This is a genomic window from Streptomyces sp. NPDC097617 (assembly GCF_044761485.1).
In the GTDB taxonomy this organism is placed as follows: domain Bacteria; phylum Actinomycetota; class Actinomycetes; order Streptomycetales; family Streptomycetaceae; genus Streptomyces.
This window is the reverse complement of sequence record NZ_JBIWCL010000029.1, coordinates 58619-77925: the sequence shown is the minus strand read 5'-3', so window position 1 is coordinate 77925 and position 19307 is coordinate 58619. Positions and strand designations below refer to the sequence as shown.

The 19307-nt window shown below is 71.7% G+C and carries 11 protein-coding genes and 1 pseudogene; 3 read left to right on the top strand and 9 right to left on the bottom strand.

Annotated features, from left to right (window positions below; translation table 11 throughout):
• Positions 1-116 precede the first annotated feature (116 nt).
• The 3 genes from ACIQZO_RS33965 to ACIQZO_RS33955 form a co-directional block, all read right to left on the bottom strand.
• A complete protein-coding gene (locus tag ACIQZO_RS33965) occupies positions 117-1424 on the bottom strand; it encodes a DUF3631 domain-containing protein (RefSeq protein ID WP_403633952.1) in 1308 nt (435 codons plus the stop codon).
• Between the two features lie 398 nt (positions 1425-1822).
• Positions 1823-2584, bottom strand: a complete 762-nt coding sequence (locus ACIQZO_RS33960; protein ID WP_403633862.1) for a hypothetical protein — start codon at positions 2582-2584, stop codon at positions 1823-1825.
• A 337-nt stretch (positions 2585-2921) separates the two neighbouring features.
• The gene (locus ACIQZO_RS33955) at positions 2922-4709 is read right to left on the bottom strand and encodes a recombinase family protein (RefSeq protein ID WP_403633860.1); all 1788 of its coding nucleotides are present in this window, start codon (positions 4707-4709) and stop codon (positions 2922-2924) included.
• 45 nt (positions 4710-4754) lie between these two features.
• On the opposite strand from ACIQZO_RS33955, the pseudogene ACIQZO_RS33950 reads away from it, so the two are divergent.
• Positions 4755-5525: pseudogene (locus ACIQZO_RS33950) on the top strand (pirin family protein); the annotation flags it as partial.
• A gap of 6 nt (positions 5526-5531) precedes the next feature.
• Here the strand turns inward: ACIQZO_RS33950 and ACIQZO_RS33945 are convergent.
• Positions 5532-6605, bottom strand: coding sequence for an AI-2E family transporter (locus ACIQZO_RS33945; RefSeq protein ID WP_403633858.1), 1074 nt, complete (start codon positions 6603-6605; stop codon positions 5532-5534).
• A 94-nt stretch (positions 6606-6699) separates the two neighbouring features.
• Complete coding sequence (locus tag ACIQZO_RS33940; RefSeq protein WP_403633856.1) at positions 6700-8943, bottom strand: SpoIIE family protein phosphatase; 2244 nt, start codon at positions 8941-8943, stop codon at positions 6700-6702.
• A gap of 158 nt (positions 8944-9101) precedes the next feature.
• On the opposite strand from ACIQZO_RS33940, the gene aspS reads away from it, so the two are divergent.
• On the top strand, positions 9102-10925 hold the full coding sequence (aspS, locus tag ACIQZO_RS33935; RefSeq protein WP_403633854.1) for an aspartate--tRNA ligase: 1824 nt from the start codon (positions 9102-9104) through the stop codon (positions 10923-10925).
• Positions 10926-11013: 88 nt separating this feature from the next.
• Here aspS and ACIQZO_RS33930 read toward each other — a convergent pair whose 3' ends face one another.
• Positions 11014-12624 (bottom strand): VWA domain-containing protein, encoded by a 1611-nt coding sequence (locus ACIQZO_RS33930; protein WP_403633852.1) that lies wholly within the window; start codon positions 12622-12624, stop codon positions 11014-11016.
• A 312-nt stretch (positions 12625-12936) separates the two neighbouring features.
• Here ACIQZO_RS33930 and ACIQZO_RS33925 point away from each other — a divergent pair, with 312 nt between their 5' ends.
• Positions 12937-15030, top strand: a complete 2094-nt coding sequence (locus ACIQZO_RS33925) for a PhoX family protein (protein WP_403633849.1) — start codon at positions 12937-12939, stop codon at positions 15028-15030.
• Positions 15031-15122: 92 nt separating this feature from the next.
• On the opposite strand, the gene ACIQZO_RS33920 is transcribed toward ACIQZO_RS33925, so the two are convergent.
• The 3 genes from ACIQZO_RS33920 to ACIQZO_RS33910 all read right to left on the bottom strand — a co-directional run bounded on the left by ACIQZO_RS33920 (position 15123) and on the right by ACIQZO_RS33910 (position 19259).
• A complete protein-coding gene (locus ACIQZO_RS33920; protein WP_403633846.1) occupies positions 15123-16448 on the bottom strand; it encodes a sensor histidine kinase in 1326 nt (441 codons plus the stop codon).
• Positions 16436-17137 carry a hypothetical protein gene (locus tag ACIQZO_RS33915; protein WP_403633844.1) on the bottom strand — a complete coding sequence of 234 codons (702 nt, stop codon included), beginning with the start codon at positions 17135-17137 and terminating at the stop codon, positions 16436-16438. Before ACIQZO_RS33915 ends, ACIQZO_RS33920 begins: the two co-directional genes overlap by 13 nt.
• A 127-nt stretch (positions 17138-17264) precedes the next feature.
• A complete protein-coding gene (locus tag ACIQZO_RS33910) occupies positions 17265-19259 on the bottom strand; it encodes an FUSC family protein (RefSeq protein ID WP_403633842.1) in 1995 nt (664 codons plus the stop codon).
• Positions 19260-19307 lie beyond the last annotated feature (48 nt).

Here is a 19307-nt window from a genome sequence, read left to right as displayed (position 1 = left end):
GGCAGGTACGGAGTGCGGTGCAGGTACGGAGAACTCCGTCCCGCTGGGCAAGTCCGTCCCCGCGCTGATCTGCGCGGGGACGGATGCGACGGAGTGCGACGTTTACCGGGACCGGGTCAGCGGACCCGCTTCGCACCGCCCGGCAGACCGGGCGGTGGGGGTGCCACTGGGCGGGCTGGGGGTGCGGGTGGCGCCAGCCTGGGCGTGGGCCCCATGGCAGGCTGGGGTGTTGCGGTTAGGGCGTTCGGCTCAGGATCAGCCGGGATGGCGGGCTCGGGGCAGTATCGGGCCCAGGGATCCAGGAACTGGTTGCGGACGTAGCCCTTGGCTTGTCTGCCGTTGTTGAAGCGCTGGTTGGCCGGGCTGACCCCGAAGTCCCTCAGCAGGGCGCCCAGATGGTAGGAGTTGAGTCCCTTCGTGCCGTACTCCGGCCAGGGTGAGTCGATGTCCTGAATCAGCCCCGCGAGCAGGTCGGCGGTGGGCAGGGCCGGAGGGTTGCCGTGCTCGGCGTAGATGCGCCTGATGTCGCGTAGCAGCCGCGTCTTGAGGGTGGTCTCCGCGTCCTGGCCCACCTCGTGCCGGGTCATCGCCAGGCATGCTGCGCGGGCCAGGTCGGGCCAGAGCCCGCCGGCCAGGTCCGCGACGGTGACCAGGGGCTCCCAGGTGTCTGCGGCGCGGTCCTCTACCGGCATCGGCGGCACCAGGCCGCCAGCGGTGGTGCGCAGAGGGGTCAGCCACGCGGCCAGGCGCTGCCGGAGTGCGGTCAGTTCCGGGACAGCGTCGCGGGACCGGAACGGTGACACCCGCTCGCCGGGCTTGCGTTTCTGCATTCGGATCACGACGGCCCGGTCCATGATCGTGTCAGGGCGGTCGCCGATTCCCGCTAGCGCCGCCATCGCGAAGGTGTGGAACGCGGTCGGCTTGTGCTCCGGGCCCGAGATGCGCCAGGCAGGCCGGTTGCGCTGGTGTCCAGCGTTCAGGAGGCCGCGCAGGTCCTCCTTGTCGCCGGCCTTCGGGCCGAAGATGGTGTCGGCCTCGTCCACCAGCAGCGTCGGCGGGTTCTTGCCGATGATCCGGAACATGACCGCCGGAGACGTGTTCACGGTCATCATCGGCTGGTGGACGGTTTCGTGGAGCACGTCCAGGAGGCGGGACTTGCCGCATCCCTTGGTCGGCCCGACGACTGCCAGGCGGGGCGCGTGCTGGAGTGCCGGCTGGATGTGGGTGGCTGCCACCCACAAGGTGACGGCGGTGAACGCCTCCGGGCTCGGCAGCACCACGTATCGGCTTATCGCAGCCCGCAATTCGTCCAGGAGATGTGCGCCACCAATGGAGCTCTGATCCCCGCCCGCCAACGCCCCTGGAGGGTTTTGGGGACCGGTCCCCTCGGCCGGTCCCCACGTATCGGTGGGGCCGGTCCCCACTTCCACCGCTGTCGTAAGGGGACCGGACGCTGCCGTCTCGTACGCGGTTTCGGGGATCGAGGGAGCACGGTCCCCGCTTCGGGGATCGTGGGGACTGGCCGTGTCTGCGTCCAGGGGACCGGTGCCCAAGGCCATGGCCTGCGGTTCTGTCACCAGTACGGGGACGGGAGGGGAGACTGGACGCGTGGTCCTCGTGTGGTCAGGGGACCGGTCCCCCGGACCGGAGTGGTGGGGACCGAGAGGTTCTTCGTGTCGGTCCCCATTCCGGAGACCCGTAGACCGGGGACCGTCACGGTCCCCGTCATGCTCTGCTTCGAGCGGGATGAACGTCTGGCCGGGGATGGCCACCGGGGGCCAGAGCGCCTGGTACGACGGGGTGGGGATGGGGGAAGCGTCCTTCATAGTGCTCCTGACTGGCGCGTGGGCAGTGGCCGCGGCGCCGGGTGGGATGGTTCAGTGACGGCTGATGACAGTGGGCGCCGTCTGCTCGCCAGGGGCAGGGGCATGCCGGAGCGTGTTCCGCCAGGGCAGGCGTCGAGAGCCGTGCCGACGACGGAGGTCCACTGCCCGAGCACCCTGACGACGGGCTTCTGGTAGCAGACCCGGCGGCCGTTCTCGGTGGTGAACTCGACTGTCTCGATGGCCAGGTCGCAGACAGCCGCACCGCTGACGCCAACCAGGTGGGCACGGGTCTCCTCCACTGCCTCCGCGAAGCGCCACGAGGAGGAGCGGAAGCGGAACAGGCCGAGCGCAGAGGCATCGGCGAGCCGGAACAGGAGCGTTGTGACCGGCTGTGGCCCCTGACCGAGCTTCGCTCGGGCCTTGCGTTCTGTCATGAGTGACGGACACCCGCAGGGCCGTCCTGCTCTGGCCGCCGGCGACAGGTGAATGCCACCGTCACAGTGATGGGCGAGGCCGCGGGAGTCCCACGACTTCATGTGGGTCGTCAGGCTCTCCGGACGCTCGATGACGACTCGGAGAGCGTTCTTCTCCGATACGACCTCGACGTCTCCCGATCCGTCGACCTGGCACCGGTGTGGTTCCACACCAAACACGCCTGCGACGCTCTCCGCCATGTGTGCCGATGTCGGGAGCAGGCGCCAGACCGGCTGGGAGAGCAACTTGCCGTCGATGATCCGGCCGAAGTCGACGTCGCACACGACTTCGTCGTGTGTCCCGGACGCCGTGCGTGCGCTGGGACGGCCGCGCCGCTGACAACGAGCGACCTGTGAACGGGGACGGTCGTGTACTCGCGCCGGATGGCGGCGCGGTCGGCCAGGGTGCTGGTGATCGGCGGGAAGAGGAGTGGCCGTGTTGGGTGCGGAGGCAGGGTTGGGCAAGTAACGGCTCCTGACTGCTTCGAGGTGAAGCGGCAGGGCGGCAGAGGTCTGTCTGCCGCCCGCCGCTGCGAGTTCCTCAATGGTCTGGAGAATCCCCGGTTTCCCTAACCGGGGATCCGGGTGTATGTTCCGCGCTCCCGCCAGGCCCAGCAGCGACTCAAACCGCTACCGCGAACACCTCTTCGCGCTGTGGAAGACCCAGTTTCCGCGACTCGACCTCTGCCTCCTCCGCCTGTTCCGGACGTACGAAATCGACCGTCGTGCGCCGCTCGACCGGCGTCGACTTCCCCGAGCCCGCCGCCTTGCTGACGGTGACCCTGCTCACGAACAGCTTGACGAAGTCCCGGCGCTCCTGGGTCGTCGCGGCCTCCCACCATGACCCTTCGCCCACCGGGTCCACGTCTCCCGCGCCCACCGGCAGCCACAGGTGGATCGGGAGCGTGGGCGTCGCCGCCTCCTCCAGTTCGGCAAGGCGTGCCTCCGCCCGCTCCATGCGGCCGAGGAGCCGCTCGCGGCGCTCGCGGAACCGCCGTCGGCCGACCGGATCGTCGTAGTCGCCGGCTTCGTCGCGGTCGTACAGCTCCTCCAGCGCGTGCTTGGCGTCGGCGCGCTCTGCGACGAGGCTGCGGCGCTCGCCCACGATCTCGGGCTGCTCCGCCCGGGCCGCGTAGCGGCGTGCGGCCTCGGCGAGGATGACCGCCGTCTCGGGGTCGTCCTCGGCAGTCTGGACGAGGGCGAAGATCCGACGGGCGACGTATAGGTCCAGGGTCTTCATGCTGATGGTGCACTCGCCCTCGTGCTGGCCGGGCAGGGCCTTCCGGCGGCGGCAACGGTATGCGGCCTTGGCCGGGGTAGTCGCGCGGTGCGAGGTCATGACGGCATCGCAGTCGCAGAACAGGACGCCCATGGCGGAGAGGACGGCGTGTCCGCGGGACAGGCCCTTGCCCTGCCCCCGGCCATCGAGCCACTCCTGGAGCTCGTGCCACTCGTCGGGCGGGATGATCGGCGGGTACGCCGAGACCGGTTCCATGGTCTCGGGGTCGCGCTCGATTCGGTAGCTCTCGATGGTGCTGGTCAGCTTGCCGTCCTCACGGCGCTTGTAGACCGGGGTGGCGGCATACCCCGCGACACGGGGGTCCCGGAGGATGCGCATGGCCGTCTTCGGGTCCCAGACGCTGTCCTTCGTCTTCTTGCCGACCTTCTGTCCCTTGGTCGGAACACCATCGGCGGTCATTTGCGCGCAGATGCCCGTGAGTGAGCCGGGGTGCCGACGCCCGGCCCCCGGCTTGTACGGCATGTCCTTGTGCTTCTTGATCCGTGCCCAGATGTCCCGGATCACCGGGACCTCGTCCGGGTCGTGCTCCAGGACCTGGATCACGATGGGCCTGCCCTCGGGCGTCAGGCGAGTCACGGGGACCAGCTGGAAGCCGTACGGCGGCTTGCCGCCCAGGTAGCCGCCGAGCTCGGCGGCGGCCTTCTTCGCCGCGCGTACGGCGTCGCTCTTGTTCTTGCTCTCGCTGTGGGCCGCGTCGAGCCGCAGGATCAGATGGATCAGGTCCATCAGGTTGCCCTTGCGAAACTCGCCCTCGGTGAGGCTGACGATCGTCACGCCGAGGTTGAGCAGCTCTGTGACGATGGGGATGGCGTCGAGGGGGTCCATCCGGGACAGGCGGCTGATGTAGTAGACGGTGATCAGGTTGATCCGGCCCGCGTGGCAGTCCTTGATCAACCGGTCGTAGTCCGGGCGCTCGTCGCCCGTGAACGCGGATATGCCGAGGTCCTCGTACTCGGTGATGCTGACGGCGCCACGGCGCTTCGCCTCGGCGACGCCCGCCGCGCGCTGCGTGACGGTACTGACCTCGGACTTGTTGGCCCGCCCCACGGACTGACGCCCGTAGACCCCCGCATGGATGTCCATGCCGGTCACCACCCCTGGTTTGTTCATGGGGGGACTCTAGCCATTTTTATGGTCCCCCAACTGGTTTCACTCAAAGGCACGCCGTGGCACCCGCACCGCGGCTTCGAGACCGTCACGTACCTGATCGACGGAACCTTCGTCCACCAGGACAGCAACGGCGGCGGCGGAATCATCAACGGCGGTGACACGCAGTGGATGACCGCAGGTTCAGGGCTCCTGCACATCGAGGCCCCGCCGGAGTCGCTCGTCGTGTCCGGCGGGCTGTTCCACGGCCTCCAGCTGTGGGTGAACCTCCCGGCCTCCGACAAGATGATGCCCCCGCGCTACCAGGACATCGGCGGCGGCCAGGTCCAGCTGCTGACCACCCCGGACGGCGGCTCGCTGCTCCGGGTGATCGCCGGTGAGCTGGACGGCCACCAGGGCCCGGGCATCACCCACACCCCGATCACGATGATCCACGCGACCGTCTCGCCCGGCGCGCAGATCACCCTGCCCTGGCGCGAGGACTTCAACGCCCTCGCGTACGTCATGGCCGGGCGCGGGTCGGTCGGCGAGGACCGCCGCCCCGTGCGGACCGGTCAGACGGCCGTCTTCGGCGAGGGCGGCTCGCTCACGGTGCGGGCGGACGAGTCCCAGGACGCCAACGCCCCCGACCTGGAGATCGTGCTCCTCGGCGGGCGTCCGATCCGGGAGCCGATGGCGCACTACGGGCCGTTCGTGATGAACAGCCAGCACGAACTGCAAAAGGCGTTCGACGACTTCCAGGCGGGCCGGCTGGGCCGGATCCCCACCACCGCCCGCACCGGCCTCGGCCACCGCGGCGCCGGTGGGGCGGACAGCTGACCCGATCTACACGGAGCCTTCGGGCCCGGGCGCCGTATTTTCGGCGTAGCGGGCCCGAAGCTCCGAGATCACCCCGAACACGGCTGCGGTCAGCGGGACCGCCAGCAGCATCCCCAGGATCCCGGCCACGCTCGCCCCGGCGGTGATGGCGAGCATCACGACGGCCGGGTGCATCTGCACGGTACGGCTCTGCACCACGGGCTGGAGCACGTAGCCCTCGATCATCTGGACCAGCAGCACCAGGCCCAGCGCCCAGAGGCCGATGACCCAGCCCCGGTCGGCGAAGGCGACGAGGACGGCCACGGCGCCCGACAGGATGGCCCCGAGGTAGGGGATGTAGGCCGTCACGAAGACCAGGGCGGCCAGCCCCACCGCGCCCGGCACGTCGAGGATCAGCAGACCCGCGCCGATCAGCACCGCGTCCACCAGGGCCACGAAGGTGGTCCCGCGCATGAACCCCTCGACGGCCTCGAAGGCCCGCCGCCCCATGGCCTCCATCAGGTCGCCCGAGCGGCTCGGGGCCAGGGAGCGCAGGGTCCCCACGGCCCGGTCGGAGTCGCGCAGGAAGAAGAAGATCAGCACCATCGCGAGCAGCACCATCGCGATCATCGAGCCCACCACGCTGAGTCCGGTGACCACGCCCGACGCGGCCGTGCCGCCGAACTTCGCGAGCAGGTCCTTGGAGTTCGCGGCGATGTCCTCCAGCGAGGTGCCCACCGCCCCGAAGTGCTCGGCGACGGTTTCGCCGGCCCGCCGCAGCGCGTCCACGATCTGGCCGCCGGTCTCGATGAGCGCCAGGACGACGATGTACGTGGCCCCGCCTACGACGGCGACCACGGTCAGGCAGGTCAGGGCCGCGGCCAGCGAGCGGTTCATCCCCATCCGGACCAGCCGCCGGTGCATGGGCCCGAGCAGGGCCGTACCGAGTACGGCCAGGAGTACGGGCGTCACCGCGGCCTCGAAGACGGTGCAGAGCCAGACGCCGACCGCGAGCACCGCGGTGACGAGCAGGACGACGCCGCACCAGGCGGCGAGCCGCCGTACGGGCTCGGGCAGGAGGCGATCGGAGGGGTTCGACACCGCTGCATCCAATCACGCCCCGCCGCGCCCGCCGACGGGGTCGCGACCGGGGACGGGTGGTCGCGGGTGCGCGGTCGCGGCTCCGGGGCGCCGGTCAGAACTCCGGGTCGGCGTCCTTCTTCGACTGCTCGTGCAGCTCGAACCAGATCGACTTGCCCTCGCCCCGCGGGTCCACGCCCCACGTGTCGGCCAGCATCTCCATCAGCAGCACCCCGCGGCCGCTGGAGGACATCTCGCCCGGCTGCCGCTTGTGCGGGAGCTCGTCGCTGCCGTCGGCGACCTCGACGCGCAGCCGGCGCGCGCCCAGCTCGCCGACCGCCTCCGCGACCAGCAGCGCGTCGCCGTCGGTGTGCGTCAGTACGTTCGTCACCATCTCGGAGACCATCAGCACCGCCGAGTCGACCTGGTCGGGGTCCGCCCAGTCGTGCAGCAGTTCCCGGATCTGCTGGCGCACGCCCGCGATCCGTTCCGGTTCCACCTGGGCCACGGTCAGTACGGTGCGGCGCGCGGGACGGGCCGGATGCGCCACGGCGGGGCCCGGGCCGCGGTCCGCGCTCTCGCGGCACAGCAGCACTACGGCTATGTCGTCCTCGCGGCGGTCGGCGAGCGGACCGGTGGTGTGGTGCGAGGACGGCCCGTGCACGGCCTGGACCAGCAGGTCCGCCAGTCGTTCGAGGTGCGGGGGTTCGAAGGGCGGCAGGCCCGCCCGGTCGGCCGCGTCCGCGTCCGTGGCCGTTCCCGGCGCCGCACCCCCCGCCTCGTACGCGTCGGACTCCAGAACCGCGCGCAGCCGCGCCCAGCCGGTGTCCAGGTCGTGCCCGCCGGTCTCGATCAGCCCGTCGGTGCAGAGCATCATCGTCTCGCCGGGCTCCAGGGTGAACCGGGTGGTGGGGTAGTCGGTGTCGGGGACGATCCCGAGGGGGAGTCCGCCCGCGGTGGGGCGCATCAGGACCGTGCCGTCCGCCATCCGGATCGCGGGATCGGGGTGGCCGGCACGGGCCACCTCCAGCATTCCGGTCCCCGGGTCGCACTCCACGTACAGGCAGGTCGCGAACCGCGGGCTGTGGAAGTCGGCGTCCTGGCCGCCGCCGTCCTCGGACGGCCGGGACTCCTGCGAGGAGCACAGACCGGCCAGGAAGCGGGAGGCGCGCGAGAGGACCGCGTCCGGCCGGTGCCCCTCGGACGCGTACGCCCGTACGGCGATCCGCAGCTGGCCCATCAGCCCGGCCGCGCGGACGTCGTGGCCCTGGACATCGCCGATGACCAGCGCGAACCGGCCCGACGGCAGCGGGATCATGTCGTACCAGTCGCCGCCCACCTGGAGCCCGCCGCCGGTCGGGACGTACCGCGCCGCGATCCGCATGCCGGGGATCTCCGGGCCGAGTTGCGGCATCATCGAGCGCTGCAGTCCGGTGGTGAGCTCCCGCTCGGACTCGGCCACCCCGGCGCGCTGGAGCGCCTGGGCCAGCATCCGGGCCACCGTCGTCAGGACGGAGCGCTCGTCGGGCGAGAAGGACGCCGGGTGCTTGAACGCGGCCATCCAGGCGCCCATGGTCCGCCCGGCCACGATCAACGGCAGGAACGCCCACGAGAACCGGTCGAAGCGCTGGGCGAGCGGCCAGGCGGCCGGGAAGCGCCGCTTGTAGTCGTCGGGCGTGGCCAGGTAGATCGCCCGGCCGGTCCGCACGACCTCCGCGGCCGGGTAGCTCGTCTCCAGCGGCATGTCCGAGAAGGGGCCCTCGTCCCCCGGATCGTGCCCGTGGCGCCCGATGATCGACAGCCGGTCCCCGGCGACGCCGAAGACGGCCAGCCCGTCCGGACTGAAGCCGGGCATGGACAGTGAGGCCGCGACCCGCAGCACCTCCGCCGTGGACCGGGCCTCCGCCAGCGCGCGCCCCGCGTCCAGCAGGAAGGCCTCGCGGGAGCGCCGCCAGTCGCCGGTGATGGGGGTGTGTGCGGCCGTGGTGCCGGGCTGCGGCTCGGCGATCTCCTGGATGGTGCCGATCAGCTCGTAGTCCGTGGCCCCGTCGGGCGAGCGGTTCTCCAGCGGTTTGGAGCGGCTGCGCACGGTCCGCAGGACCCGGCCGTCGACGTCCATGATCCGGAGCCGGGCCTCCGCGAGGGTGCCCTCGGCCACCGCCAGGTTGATGATCCCGTTGATCTCGTTCCAGTCCACCGGGTGGAAGCGGGAGCGTACGGCGACCTCAGGCAGCACCACCGGTTCGGCGGGCAGCCCGAGGAGCCGGGCGGCCTCGCTGTCGAGGGTGACCGTCCCGGAGGCGTTGTCCCATCGCCACAGGCCGGTCGCGATGGCGGCCAGGACGTCCTCGGTGCGCACTCGGCCATCTTTACAGGTCATATCCGATACATGCCTGTTCGCCCGGACCTCCGGGCGTATTTGCGCAGGCTGGAGGGAGTGCCCGACCCGTCACCTTCCCGGACGGTAACCTTGGGACGGTTGAATCCACCCTGGTATCGCGTAGAACTGGATGACTGATGCATCGGTACAGGTCCCACACCTGCGGCGAGCTCCGCGCCTCTGACGTCGCCGCCGACGTCCGGCTGAGCGGCTGGCTGCACAACCGTCGAGACCTGGGCGGCATCCTCTTCATCGATCTGCGGGACCACTACGGCATCACGCAGCTGGTCGCCCGGCCCGGCACCGCGGCGAACGAGGCGCTGAGCAGCGTCACCAAGGAGACCGTCGTCCGCATCGACGGCAAGGTCCTCTCCCGCGGCGCCGACAACGTCAACCCGGAGCTGTCGACCGGTGAGATCGAGATCGAGGTCTCCGCGGTCGAGGTGCTCGGCGCGGCCGCGCCGCTGCCCTTCACGATCAACACCGACGACGGTGTGAACGAGGAGCGGCGCCTGGAGTACCGCTTCCTCGACCTGCGCCGCGAGCGCATGCACCGCAACATCATGCTGCGCTCGGCCGTCATCGCGTCGATCCGCTCGAAGATGGTGGCCCTCGGCTTCAACGAGATGGCGACGCCTATCCTCACCGCGACCTCCCCCGAGGGCGCCCGTGACTTCGTCGTGCCGTCCCGCCTGAACCCGGGCAAGTTCTACGCCCTGCCGCAGGCGCCGCAGCAGTTCAAGCAGCTGCTGATGATCTCCGGCTTCGACCGCTACTTCCAGATCGCGCCCTGCTTCCGCGACGAGGACGCCCGCGCCGACCGCTCGCCGGGCGAGTTCTACCAGCTCGACGTGGAGATGTCCTTCGTCGAGCAGGAGGACGTCTTCCAGCCGATCGAGCGCCTGATGACGGAGCTCTTCACCGAGTTCGGCGGCGGCCGTGAGGTCACCTCGCCGTTCCCGCGGATCCCGTTCCGCGAGTCGATGCTCAAGTACGGCAACGACAAGCCCGACCTGCGCGCCAAGCTGGAGCTCGTCGACATCACCGACGTGTTCGAGGGCTCGGAGTTCAAGGCGTTCGCCGGCAAGCACGTGCGCGCCCTGGCCGTCCCGGACACCGCCGGCCAGCCGCGCAAGTTCTTCGACGGCCTCGGCGAGTACGCGATCTCGCTGGGCGCCAAGGGCCTGGCGTGGGTGCGTGTGGGCGAGGACGGCTCGCTGACCGGCCCGATCGCCAAGTTCCTCACCGAGGAGAACCTCAAGGTCCTCACCGAGCGTCTGGGCCTGGTCCCCGGTCACGCCGTGTTCTTCGGCGCGGGTGAGTTCGACGAGGTCTCCAAGATCATGTCCGGCGTCCGCGTCGAGGCCGCCAAGCGCGCCGGTCACTTCGAGGACAACGTCTTCCGCTTCTGCTGGATCGTCGACTTCCCGATGTACGAGAAGGACGAGGACACCGGCAAGATCGACTTCTCCCACAACCCCTTCTCCATGCCGCAGGGCGGGATGAAGGACCTGGAGGAGAAGGACCCCCTCGACATCCTGGCCTGGCAGTACGACATCGTCTGCAACGGCATCGAGCTGTCCTCCGGCGCCATCCGCAACCACGAGCCCGAGGTCATGCTGAAGGCCTTCGAGATCGCCGGTTACGAGGCGGAGACCGTCGAGCGCGAGTTCGCGGGCATGCTGCGCGCGTTCCGCCTGGGCGCCCCGCCGCACGGTGGCATCGCCCCGGGTGTGGACCGCATCGTGATGCTGCTGGCCGACGAGCCGAACATCCGCGAGACCATCGCCTTCCCGCTGAACGGCAACGCGCAGGACCTGATGATGGGCGCGCCGACGGTGCTGGAGGAGACCCGCCTGCGCGAGCTGAACATCGCGCTGCGCAAGCCGGTCGAGACGAAGGCGGCCGAGCGGCCCGTCTCCGACGCGGTCATCCCGGACGCCGGGTCCCCGCGGGGCTGACGCCCGCCCCGTCGGCACCCGCCGATACGCCGAAGGCGGCGCCCCTCTCCTTGCCGGAGAGGGGCGCCGCCTTCGTTGTGCGTAGCGGCTAGAACTGCTCCAGGATGCCCTTGGCCAGGGCGGCCGAGGTCAGCTCGGTGGGGGCGGGGCCGGCGTGGAAGAAGCCGGCGTTCTCGGCGTCCAGCTTGCGCAGGAAGTCGAAGGCCTTGGCGTCGTGGTCGCCGAAGGCGACGAACTGCCAGCGGACGCCGGGAGCGGCGGTCGCGGCGTCGGCCAGGGCCTGCCGGGCGGGCTGCCGGTTGTCGGGGGCGCCGTCCGTCTGGAAGACGACCAGGGCCGGGCCCTCGCCGCCGTCCTTCTGGTAGCGCTCCAGGACGGCCTCGACGGCCACGTGGTAGCTGGTGCGGCCCATCCGGCCGAGCTCGGCGTGGCGGGCCTCGACCCAGGCGGCGTCGTGGCCGTCGAGGGTGAGGTCGGCGGTGCCGTCCACCTCCGTGGAGAAGAACACGGTGTGCACGGTCGCCGCGTCGTCCAGGTGCGAGGCGAGGGCGAGGGCGTGATCGGCGAGGTACTGGGCGCTGCCGTCCTTGTAGAACCCGCGCATCGAACCGGACCGGTCCAGCACGAGGTACACCTTGGCCCGGGCCCCGGACTTCCCCTTGCCGCGCAGCACCTGGCCGACGGCCTTGTACGCCCCGGCGACCTCGGGGGCCCGCCGCTTCACGACGGCCGCCGCATGCGCGGGCGCCTCCGGCGCGGTTGCGGGCCCGTCCTGCGCCACGGCCACGGCGGCAGCCGGCTCCGCCTGCGGCGCCTCGGCCTCGGGCTGCTCCGCAGCGGCGGCGGCGGGTTTGTCCTGCGCCTCGGGTGCGGTGTCCGCCTCCGGCTCGGCCGTGGGCTCGGCCTGGTTCTGCGCCTGCGGCGTGGTGGCTTCGGCTGTGGCCGGCTCGGCCTGCGGCGTGGCCTCGGCTTCCGCCGCGGTGGCGGCCTCGTCCTGCGCCTGCGGCACGTCCGCTTCGGCCTCGGGCTGCTCCGCAGCGGCGGCGACCGGCTCGGCCTGCGCCACGGGCGCGGGGTCCGCCTCCGGCGCGGTCGGCTTGGCCTGGTTCTGCGTCTGCGGCGTGGTGGCTTCGGCTGTGGCCGGCTCGGCCTGCGGCGTGGCCTCGGCTTCCGCCGCGGTGGCCGGCTCGGCCTGATCCTGCGCCTGCGGCGCCTCGGCCTCGAGCTGCTCGGCAGCGGCGGCGGCGGGCTCGTCCTGCGCCTCGGGCGCGGGTGCGGTGTCCGCCTCCGGCTCGGCCGTGGGCTCGGCCTGGTTCTGCGCCTCCGGCGCGACGGTCTCGGCAGCCGCGGGCTCGGCCTGCGCCTCCGGCGTGGTGGCTTCGGCGGTAGCCGGTTCGGCGGGGGCCGGGGTCGGCTCCGCCGGGGGCGCGGGGGTTTCTCCGCCGGGCTTCGCCGCAGGCGCACGGCGGGCTTCCGGAACCGTCGGGTCCGCCGCCGGGGCGGGAGCCGTGAGGACGGTTCCGGGTTCACGGTCGCGCGGCGTGGACTGCGGCGGAACCGTGGGGTTGTCGAAGGACGCCGCCACCAGTTCGGCGGCGACATCAAGAGGGGTCCGTGCCGCCTGGTTCGGGACAGCGGCCGAAGGGGTGTCCGTAGTGTCCGGAACGGATTCCGCGGACCGTCCGAATACCTTGCGCAACAAGCTCCGAATACCCATGGGCCAGGCCTTTCGCATGTGTGCGTGCGTCATTTGTCCGTGCTGCGCGGATGATCCCTGCCCAGAGTGGACACGTAAGGTTATCGGCCGCCCGGCTGGATCTTCGGCAGGGGCGCCTTTCGTGGCGTCCGGCTCCCAAACACCCGCACACCGCGGCCGAACTGCCGCTCCGACGTGCCGGGTTCACCGACCGTTCATCCCAGCGCCGCCGCTTCGGCGCAACCCGGGCCTAGCGTCGCGGCTGGATCGTACCGACACGTTGTCGGCGCCCACGCAGCTACTCGGAGGACACTCGTGCGCAAGCTTCTGCCGTTCATCGGCAACCCGCATGGCAGCGGCCGGTCCGCTCTCACCTGTCGTTACCGCTGTGGTGACGCCTGCTTCCACGAGGTGCCGAACACCAGCGACAACGAGTACGTCGGCGATGTCATAGTCCGCGCCTACTCCCGCCGCTCGATGCTGCGTTCCGCCGCCGTCGTGACGGTCGCCACCGCCGCCGGTTCCGCCGTGGCGCTCAGCGGCTCGGGGCAGACCGCCAACGCCACCCCCGCCGCCGATGCCGGTTCCGCCGCCGCGGGCGCCGGCAAGAACGGTGAGGCCGCCCGAGGTCTGCGCTTCAAGGCCGTCGCGCCGAACACCGACGACAAGGTCACCATCCCCGAGGGCCACGACCAGAACGTGGTGATCCGCTGGGGCGACCCGATCATCAAGGGCGCCCCGGGCTTCAATCCGGACAAGCAGACCGCCGCGGCGCAGGCCGGTCAGTTCGGCTACAACAACGACTTCCTGAGCCTCCTCCCGCTCGGCGGAGACTACGAGCGCCAGCAGCTGCTCGTGGCCAACCACGAGTACACGGACGAAGTCCTCATGTTCAAGGGCTACGACCCGGCCAACCCGACCCGCGAGCAGGTCGAGATCGCGTGGGCGGCGCACGGCCTGACCGTGGTCGCCGTCCAGGAGGACCACCGCAGCGGCAAGCTGACCGCCGTCAGCCGCCACCAGCTCAACCGCCGCCTGCACACCAAGAGCGAGTTCCGCATGACCGGCCCCGCCGCCGGCAGCGCGCTCCTGAAGACCTCGGTCGACCCCTCCGGCACCAAGGTGTTCGGCACGCTCAACAACTGCGCCGGTGGCACCACCCCGTGGGGCACCACCCTGCACGGCGAGGAGAACTTCAACCAGTACTTCGCCAACGCCGGCCTGGTCACCGACCCCACCCAGGCCGCCCGCCTGAAGCGCTACGGCATGACCACCGGCGCCTCCGAGCGCAAGTGGGAGCGGTTCGACAAGCGCTTCGACGTCGCGCAGGAGCCCAACGAGTCGAACCGCTTCGGCTGGGTCGTCGAGCTGGACCCGTACGACCCGAACTCGGTCCCGCGCAAGCGCACCGCGCTCGGCCGCTTCAAGCACGAGGCCGCCCAGCCCCGCCTGACCGAGGACGGCCGTCCGGTCGTCTACATGGGCGACGACGAGCGGTTCGACTACTTCTACAAGTTCGTCTCGTCGAAGCAGATGAAGAAGGGCAATTCGCGCGCGGCGAAGGAGCACAACCTGACGCTGCTCGACGAGGGCACCCTCTACGTCGCCAAGCTCACCGGTGACTCCCCGGCCGCCGAGCTCGACGGCTCCGGCAAGCTCCCCACCGACGGCGAGTTCGACGGCTCCGGCGTGTGGATCAAGCTGGCCACCGGCAACGTCTCGCACGTCGAGGGCATGACCGCCGAGGAGGTGTACATCTTCACGCGCCAGGCCGCCGACAAGGTGGGCGCCACGAAGATGGACCGTCCGGAGGACGTCGAGCCCTCGCCGCGGACCGGCCGCGTCTACATCGCGCTGACGAACAACACCGACCGTGGCAAGCCCGGCAAGGAGGGCGCCACCGAGGCCAACCCGCGCAACCTGAACAAGCACGGCCAGATCCTGGAGCTCGCCGAGAACTTCGACGATCCGGCGGGCGACGGGTTCGCCTGGCGGCTCTTCCTGGTCGCCGGTGACCCGAACGACCCGGCGACCTACTTCGCGGGCTTCCCGAAGGACAAGGTCAGTCCGATCTCCTGCCCGGACAATGTGGCCTTCGACCCGCACGGCAACCTGTGGATCTCCACGGACGGCAACCAGCTCGGCTCCCACGACGGCCTGTTCGGTGTCGCGACGGCCGGCGAGCGCCGCGGTGAGCTGAAGCAGTTCCTGACCGTTCCGCGCGGCGCCGAGACCTGCGGCCCGCTCATCCAGGACAAGCGCGTCCTGGTCTCCGTCCAGCACCCGGGCGAGATCGACGGAGCTTCCGTCGAGAAGCCGCAGTCGGTCTGGCCCGACGGTCCCGGCAAGATCGTCCGCCCGGCGGTCGTGTCCGTCTGGCGCAAGGACGGCCGCAACATCGGTGTCTGACCGAACCAGTTGACCTCAGAAACCCGAGGGGCGTGTTTCACGTGAAACACGCCCCTCGGGCCTTCCCTGCGGTCATTCCCGAGCAATTCAGCTCAATCCCCCTGCGGCAGCCTGCCGACGGGGAGGCGCAGCGTCGTCACCGCTCCCCCGTCGGGTGCGTTGGCGAAGGTCACCTCGATCTCCAGCACCGCCGCCTGCCCCATCACGATCGTGAGCCCCAGACCGTGACCGCGCCCGCGTCCCGGATCGCCGGTACGGAAGCGCTGCGGGCCCTGCTCGATCAGGTCGGGCGGGTAGCCGGGTCCGTGGTCGCGGACCACCAGCACCGGGCCCTCCACGGTCACCTCGACGGGCGGCCGGCCGTGTTTGCCGGCGTTGGCCAGCAGGTTGGCCAGGATCCGGTCCAGCCGGCGCCGGTCGGTGACCACCACCGCGTCCTGGAGCACGTGAACCGAAGCGGCCGGTCCGGCCTCCGCCCCGGCCCCGGCCTCCGCCCCGGCCCCGGTCCCCGCGGTGATTCCGGCGATTCCGGCGACCCCGGCGACCGCCCGCTCCACCGCCCGGCCGAGCTCCACCCGGGCGAGGTCGGCCCGCTCCACGCCCGAGTCCAGCCGGGAGATCTCCAGCAGGTCCTCGGTCAGCAGGTGCAGGGCCCGCAGCCGGTTGTTGATCATTTCCTTGGGGCGGCCCTCGGGCAGCAGCGCGGCCGCGGCCAGCGAGCCGGTGAGCGGGGTGCGCAGCTCGTGCGCGACATCGGCCGTGAAGCGCTTCTCGGCCTCCAGCCGTGCCTGGAGCGAGGCCGCCATCGAGTCCAGGGCGTGCGCCACGTCCCGTACCTCGTCGCGGGAGCCGCTCGGCCCCGGATCGTCGCCCTCGGCCGGGAGGTTCACCCGGGCGTCCAGGTCCCCGGCGCTGATCCGGCGGGCCACGGCGGCCGTGGTCGAGAGGCGCCGGCTGATCCGGTCGGCGAGGAACAGGCCGGCCAGGGCCACCACCCCGGCCGCGAGGACCGCGGAGGCGAGGATCGCCGTGTCGATGTCCCGCAGCCGTTCACGGGTGGTCCCGAAGGGGAGCCAGACCGCGAGGGCCTTGCCGTCGGCGGGTCCGGCCGCCCACATGACGGGCTTTCCCCGCTGGAGGGCGACCATGCTGCCGGTCTGTCCGCGCCCGACGAGCTCGCGCAGGGGCCGGGGGAGGTCTGCGGGGTCGAAGACGATGTTCACGTCGCCGTGCGTGGTGCCGTACTCGTAGTGGCCCAGGGCGTGGTCCAGCTCGGTGCCGGCGGCCTTGCGGACCTCCCCGACCATCTGCCGGGCAACCACGTTGTGCACCAGGATCCCCAGCGCGGCGGCGACCATGCAGCACACCATCGTGGTGGTGAGGGCGATCTTCCAGCGGAGGCTGCTCAGCGCGCGCATCGCGACCCGCCCGCGCCCGCCGGGGCCTGTGCGAGACCGGGGCAGTCGTCGAGGGTGAGCTGGGAGAGGTTCATGATCCCGGCCTTCGGGTCCCACACGTAGTCGGAGACGGCGACGTAGTCGGGGTTCGTCGTCGGCTCGCGGACCGCCAGGTGCTCGGCGGCCACCTCCACGCCCTCCAGCACCGCGCGCCGGGACAGGATGCGGGCGATGCTCCCGTCGTCCTGGACGGTGTAGACGCGCAGCTCGCTGACCCGGCCGTCGATGTCGAGAGCGGTGATGAGCTCCTCCCGGCCGTTGCCCGTCAGGTCGTGCAGGACCGCGGGGCGCACCGGGCAGTCGGGGCCGCCGTCCACAGCCTGTGTGCAGAGCGCGAGCCGCTGGACGGCGCGCGGATCGACGAGCAGGCCGGTCCCGCCGTCCTGCTCGGCGGCGGAGGTCACGTCGGCGCGTACGACCGACAGCGCGTCCTCCCGGCGCATGCTCGGGCCGGCCGCCTTGGGCAGCCCCGGGACCACGGCGGCCGTGCCCGGCTTCTGGTCGGGGGCGGGCGGGGCGGGGCGGATGTCCTTCCACAGGCTCTTCGGGGCGTGCACGGTGCCGCGGTCGCCCTCGCTCTGCAGTCCCTCCACGTCGGCGCACCCCGCCAGGAGTACGGCGAGAACCATCACGGCCGGGACGCGGTGCATGCTCCGATGCTGCCCCGTTCGACCCCGCCCGGCCCGGGAGGCGGCCCATTCGGGGGACGCCTGTCGCGCCAGGACTGCGCCAGGACTGCGCCAGGACTGCGCCAGGACTTCGGCGGGGCTTCGGCGGTCAGGACTCGGGGCGGGTGATGGCCAGGGCGGCGGAGATCTCCTGGTGGACGGGGGCCAGCACGCTCGTCGCCTCGCCCGGCGGCCCCGCGTCGACCCGTACCGGGGTGGCGCTGCTGCGCACGCGCACGGCCAGCTCGCGGAGCTGGCGCGCGAGCGCGTGCACCTCCTCGGCGGGGGGCGGGGCGGCGCCGTGGTTGACCCGCACCCGTGCGGCGGTGGTCGCGTCCACGATCCGCTCCACGGCGACCACCAGCGGCCACCAGGCGGCGGCCCGCGCCCCGGTCGGCGGCGGCTCGGTCAGCGCCCGCTGGAACTCGCTGCGTACGCCCGACAGGTCCCGGTAGATGCGTCGGCGGGCCTGGAGGCGGGCGGTCCGCGCCGCCGCGAGCGCGGCCTCGTCCGCGACGGGGGCGAAGGCCCGTTCCACGTAGCGGGCGGCGTCGTCCACGGTGTCGGCGAGCCGGTCCCCGATCCGGGTGTGCCAGCTCTCGGGCCACAGCAGGTATCCCGCGACGAGGGTGATGGCGCAGCCGATCAGGCTGTCCACCAGCCGGGGGCGGATCAGGTCGAAGCCCTGGTGGTTGAGGAGGTCGGAGAGGAGCAGGATCACCGGGGTGATCGCGGCGGTCTGGAAGGCGTAGCCCTTGACGGAGAAGGCGGGGATCAGCCCGGCGAGCACCATCATCACGGGGACGTCCCACCAGCCGCGCGGTACCTCGGAGAGCACGGCGGCCGCGACGACCAGTCCGCCGGCGGTGCCCAGAGCGCGCAGGACGGCCCGGGAGAACACCGAGCCGAAGTCGGGCTTGAGGACGAAGGTGACGGTCAGCGCGACCCAGTAGGACCGCTCGAACTCGATCACCGATACGAGGGACTGCGCGATCCCGATGCACAGCGCGAGCCGCAGCCCGTACCGCCAGGAGGCCCTGGACAGCACCACGTCGCGTACCGCCCGCCGGGCGCGCACCCGTAGCGCGGCGGGCCGGCCCAGCCGGTCGTCGACGTTGTCCAGGTCCGGGCGGGCGATGTGCACGATCTTCGCGGCATGGCGCAGGGCCGCGTCGACGGCCCGTTCGGCCGGGGTGTGCGCGACGGGCAGGTCCAGTACGGGGGTTCCGGTGCGGCCCTCCTCGACGGCGTCGGCCAGTTCCCGCACGGCCGCCGGGATCTCGGGCGGCAGCGGCCGGCCGCGCAGGTGCGCGGCGGGCGCGGCCTCCACCAGTGGGATCACCACGTTGAGCTGGGCCAGCAGCCGCACCAGGGAGGGGCTGCGCCCGTGTTCCCGGGCCCGGCGGCCGAGCACCAGGTCGTAGGCGTGGTTGATGGCCTGGGTGACCTGCTGGCGGCGTTCGTCGTACACGGCGCCGGGGCCGCCGGCGGCCTCCAGGGCGTCGGCCAGGGCCCGGTAGGTGTCGGCGACGGCGGTGCGCTCCGGCTGCCGGCGGCGCAGCGGCCAGCCCAGCAGGGTCAGCGCGAGGACGAACAGGCCGCCCGCGGTCAGCAGCAGCGGGGCCGTCCACCAGGGCTCGGGCAGCGGCAGCCCGGCGCCGATCACGGCGTTGAGCAGGAGCAGCAGGCCGGATACGGAGGCGACCGTGCCGATGGAGGAGATCATCCCGGAGACGAGGGCGATGAGGGTGAGCGCTCCGACGGCCAGCCAGCCGTGCCCGTAGACCAGGGTGCCCAGGGCCACGCCGACGGCTCCGAAGAGCTGCGGGACGGCGATGTTCAGGACCCGCATCCGGTAGGCGTCGGCGGTGTCGCCGATGACCCCGGCGAGGGCGCCCATGGAGGCGAGAGCGCCGTACTCGGGCTCGTCGAGGGCGAAACCGACGGCGAGCGGGACGGCCATCGCGACCGAGGCACGGGCCACGGCGGCCCAGGGGATCGGTGCGGCACTGGGCTTCAGCCCGTTGAGGAGCCAGGAGGGCGGAGCCAGCGGATGGTGCCGGGCTCGCCGCGACGATATGTGTTCGGTGCGTTCGGTGCTCATTCCCGCTTCCGTGCCCGCCGCTCGCAATCGGTTCTTCTGGGATCTTCT

Bases quoted from the DNA above. Each gene is read 5' to 3' on its own strand.
- ACIQZO_RS33955 (WP_403633860.1), bottom strand. From the start codon at position 4,709: ATGAACAAACCAGGGGTGGTGACCGGCATGGACATCCATGCGGGGGTC.
- aspS (WP_403633854.1), top strand. From the start codon at position 9,102: ATGCATCGGTACAGGTCCCACACCTGCGGCGAGCTCCGCGCCTCTGAC.
- ACIQZO_RS33920 (WP_403633846.1), bottom strand. From the start codon at position 16,448: ATGCGCGCGCTGAGCAGCCTCCGCTGGAAGATCGCCCTCACCACCACG.
- ACIQZO_RS33915 (WP_403633844.1), bottom strand. From the start codon at position 17,137: ATGCACCGCGTCCCGGCCGTGATGGTTCTCGCCGTACTCCTGGCGGGG.
- ACIQZO_RS33910 (WP_403633842.1), bottom strand. From the start codon at position 19,259: ATGAGCACCGAACGCACCGAACACATATCGTCGCGGCGAGCCCGGCAC.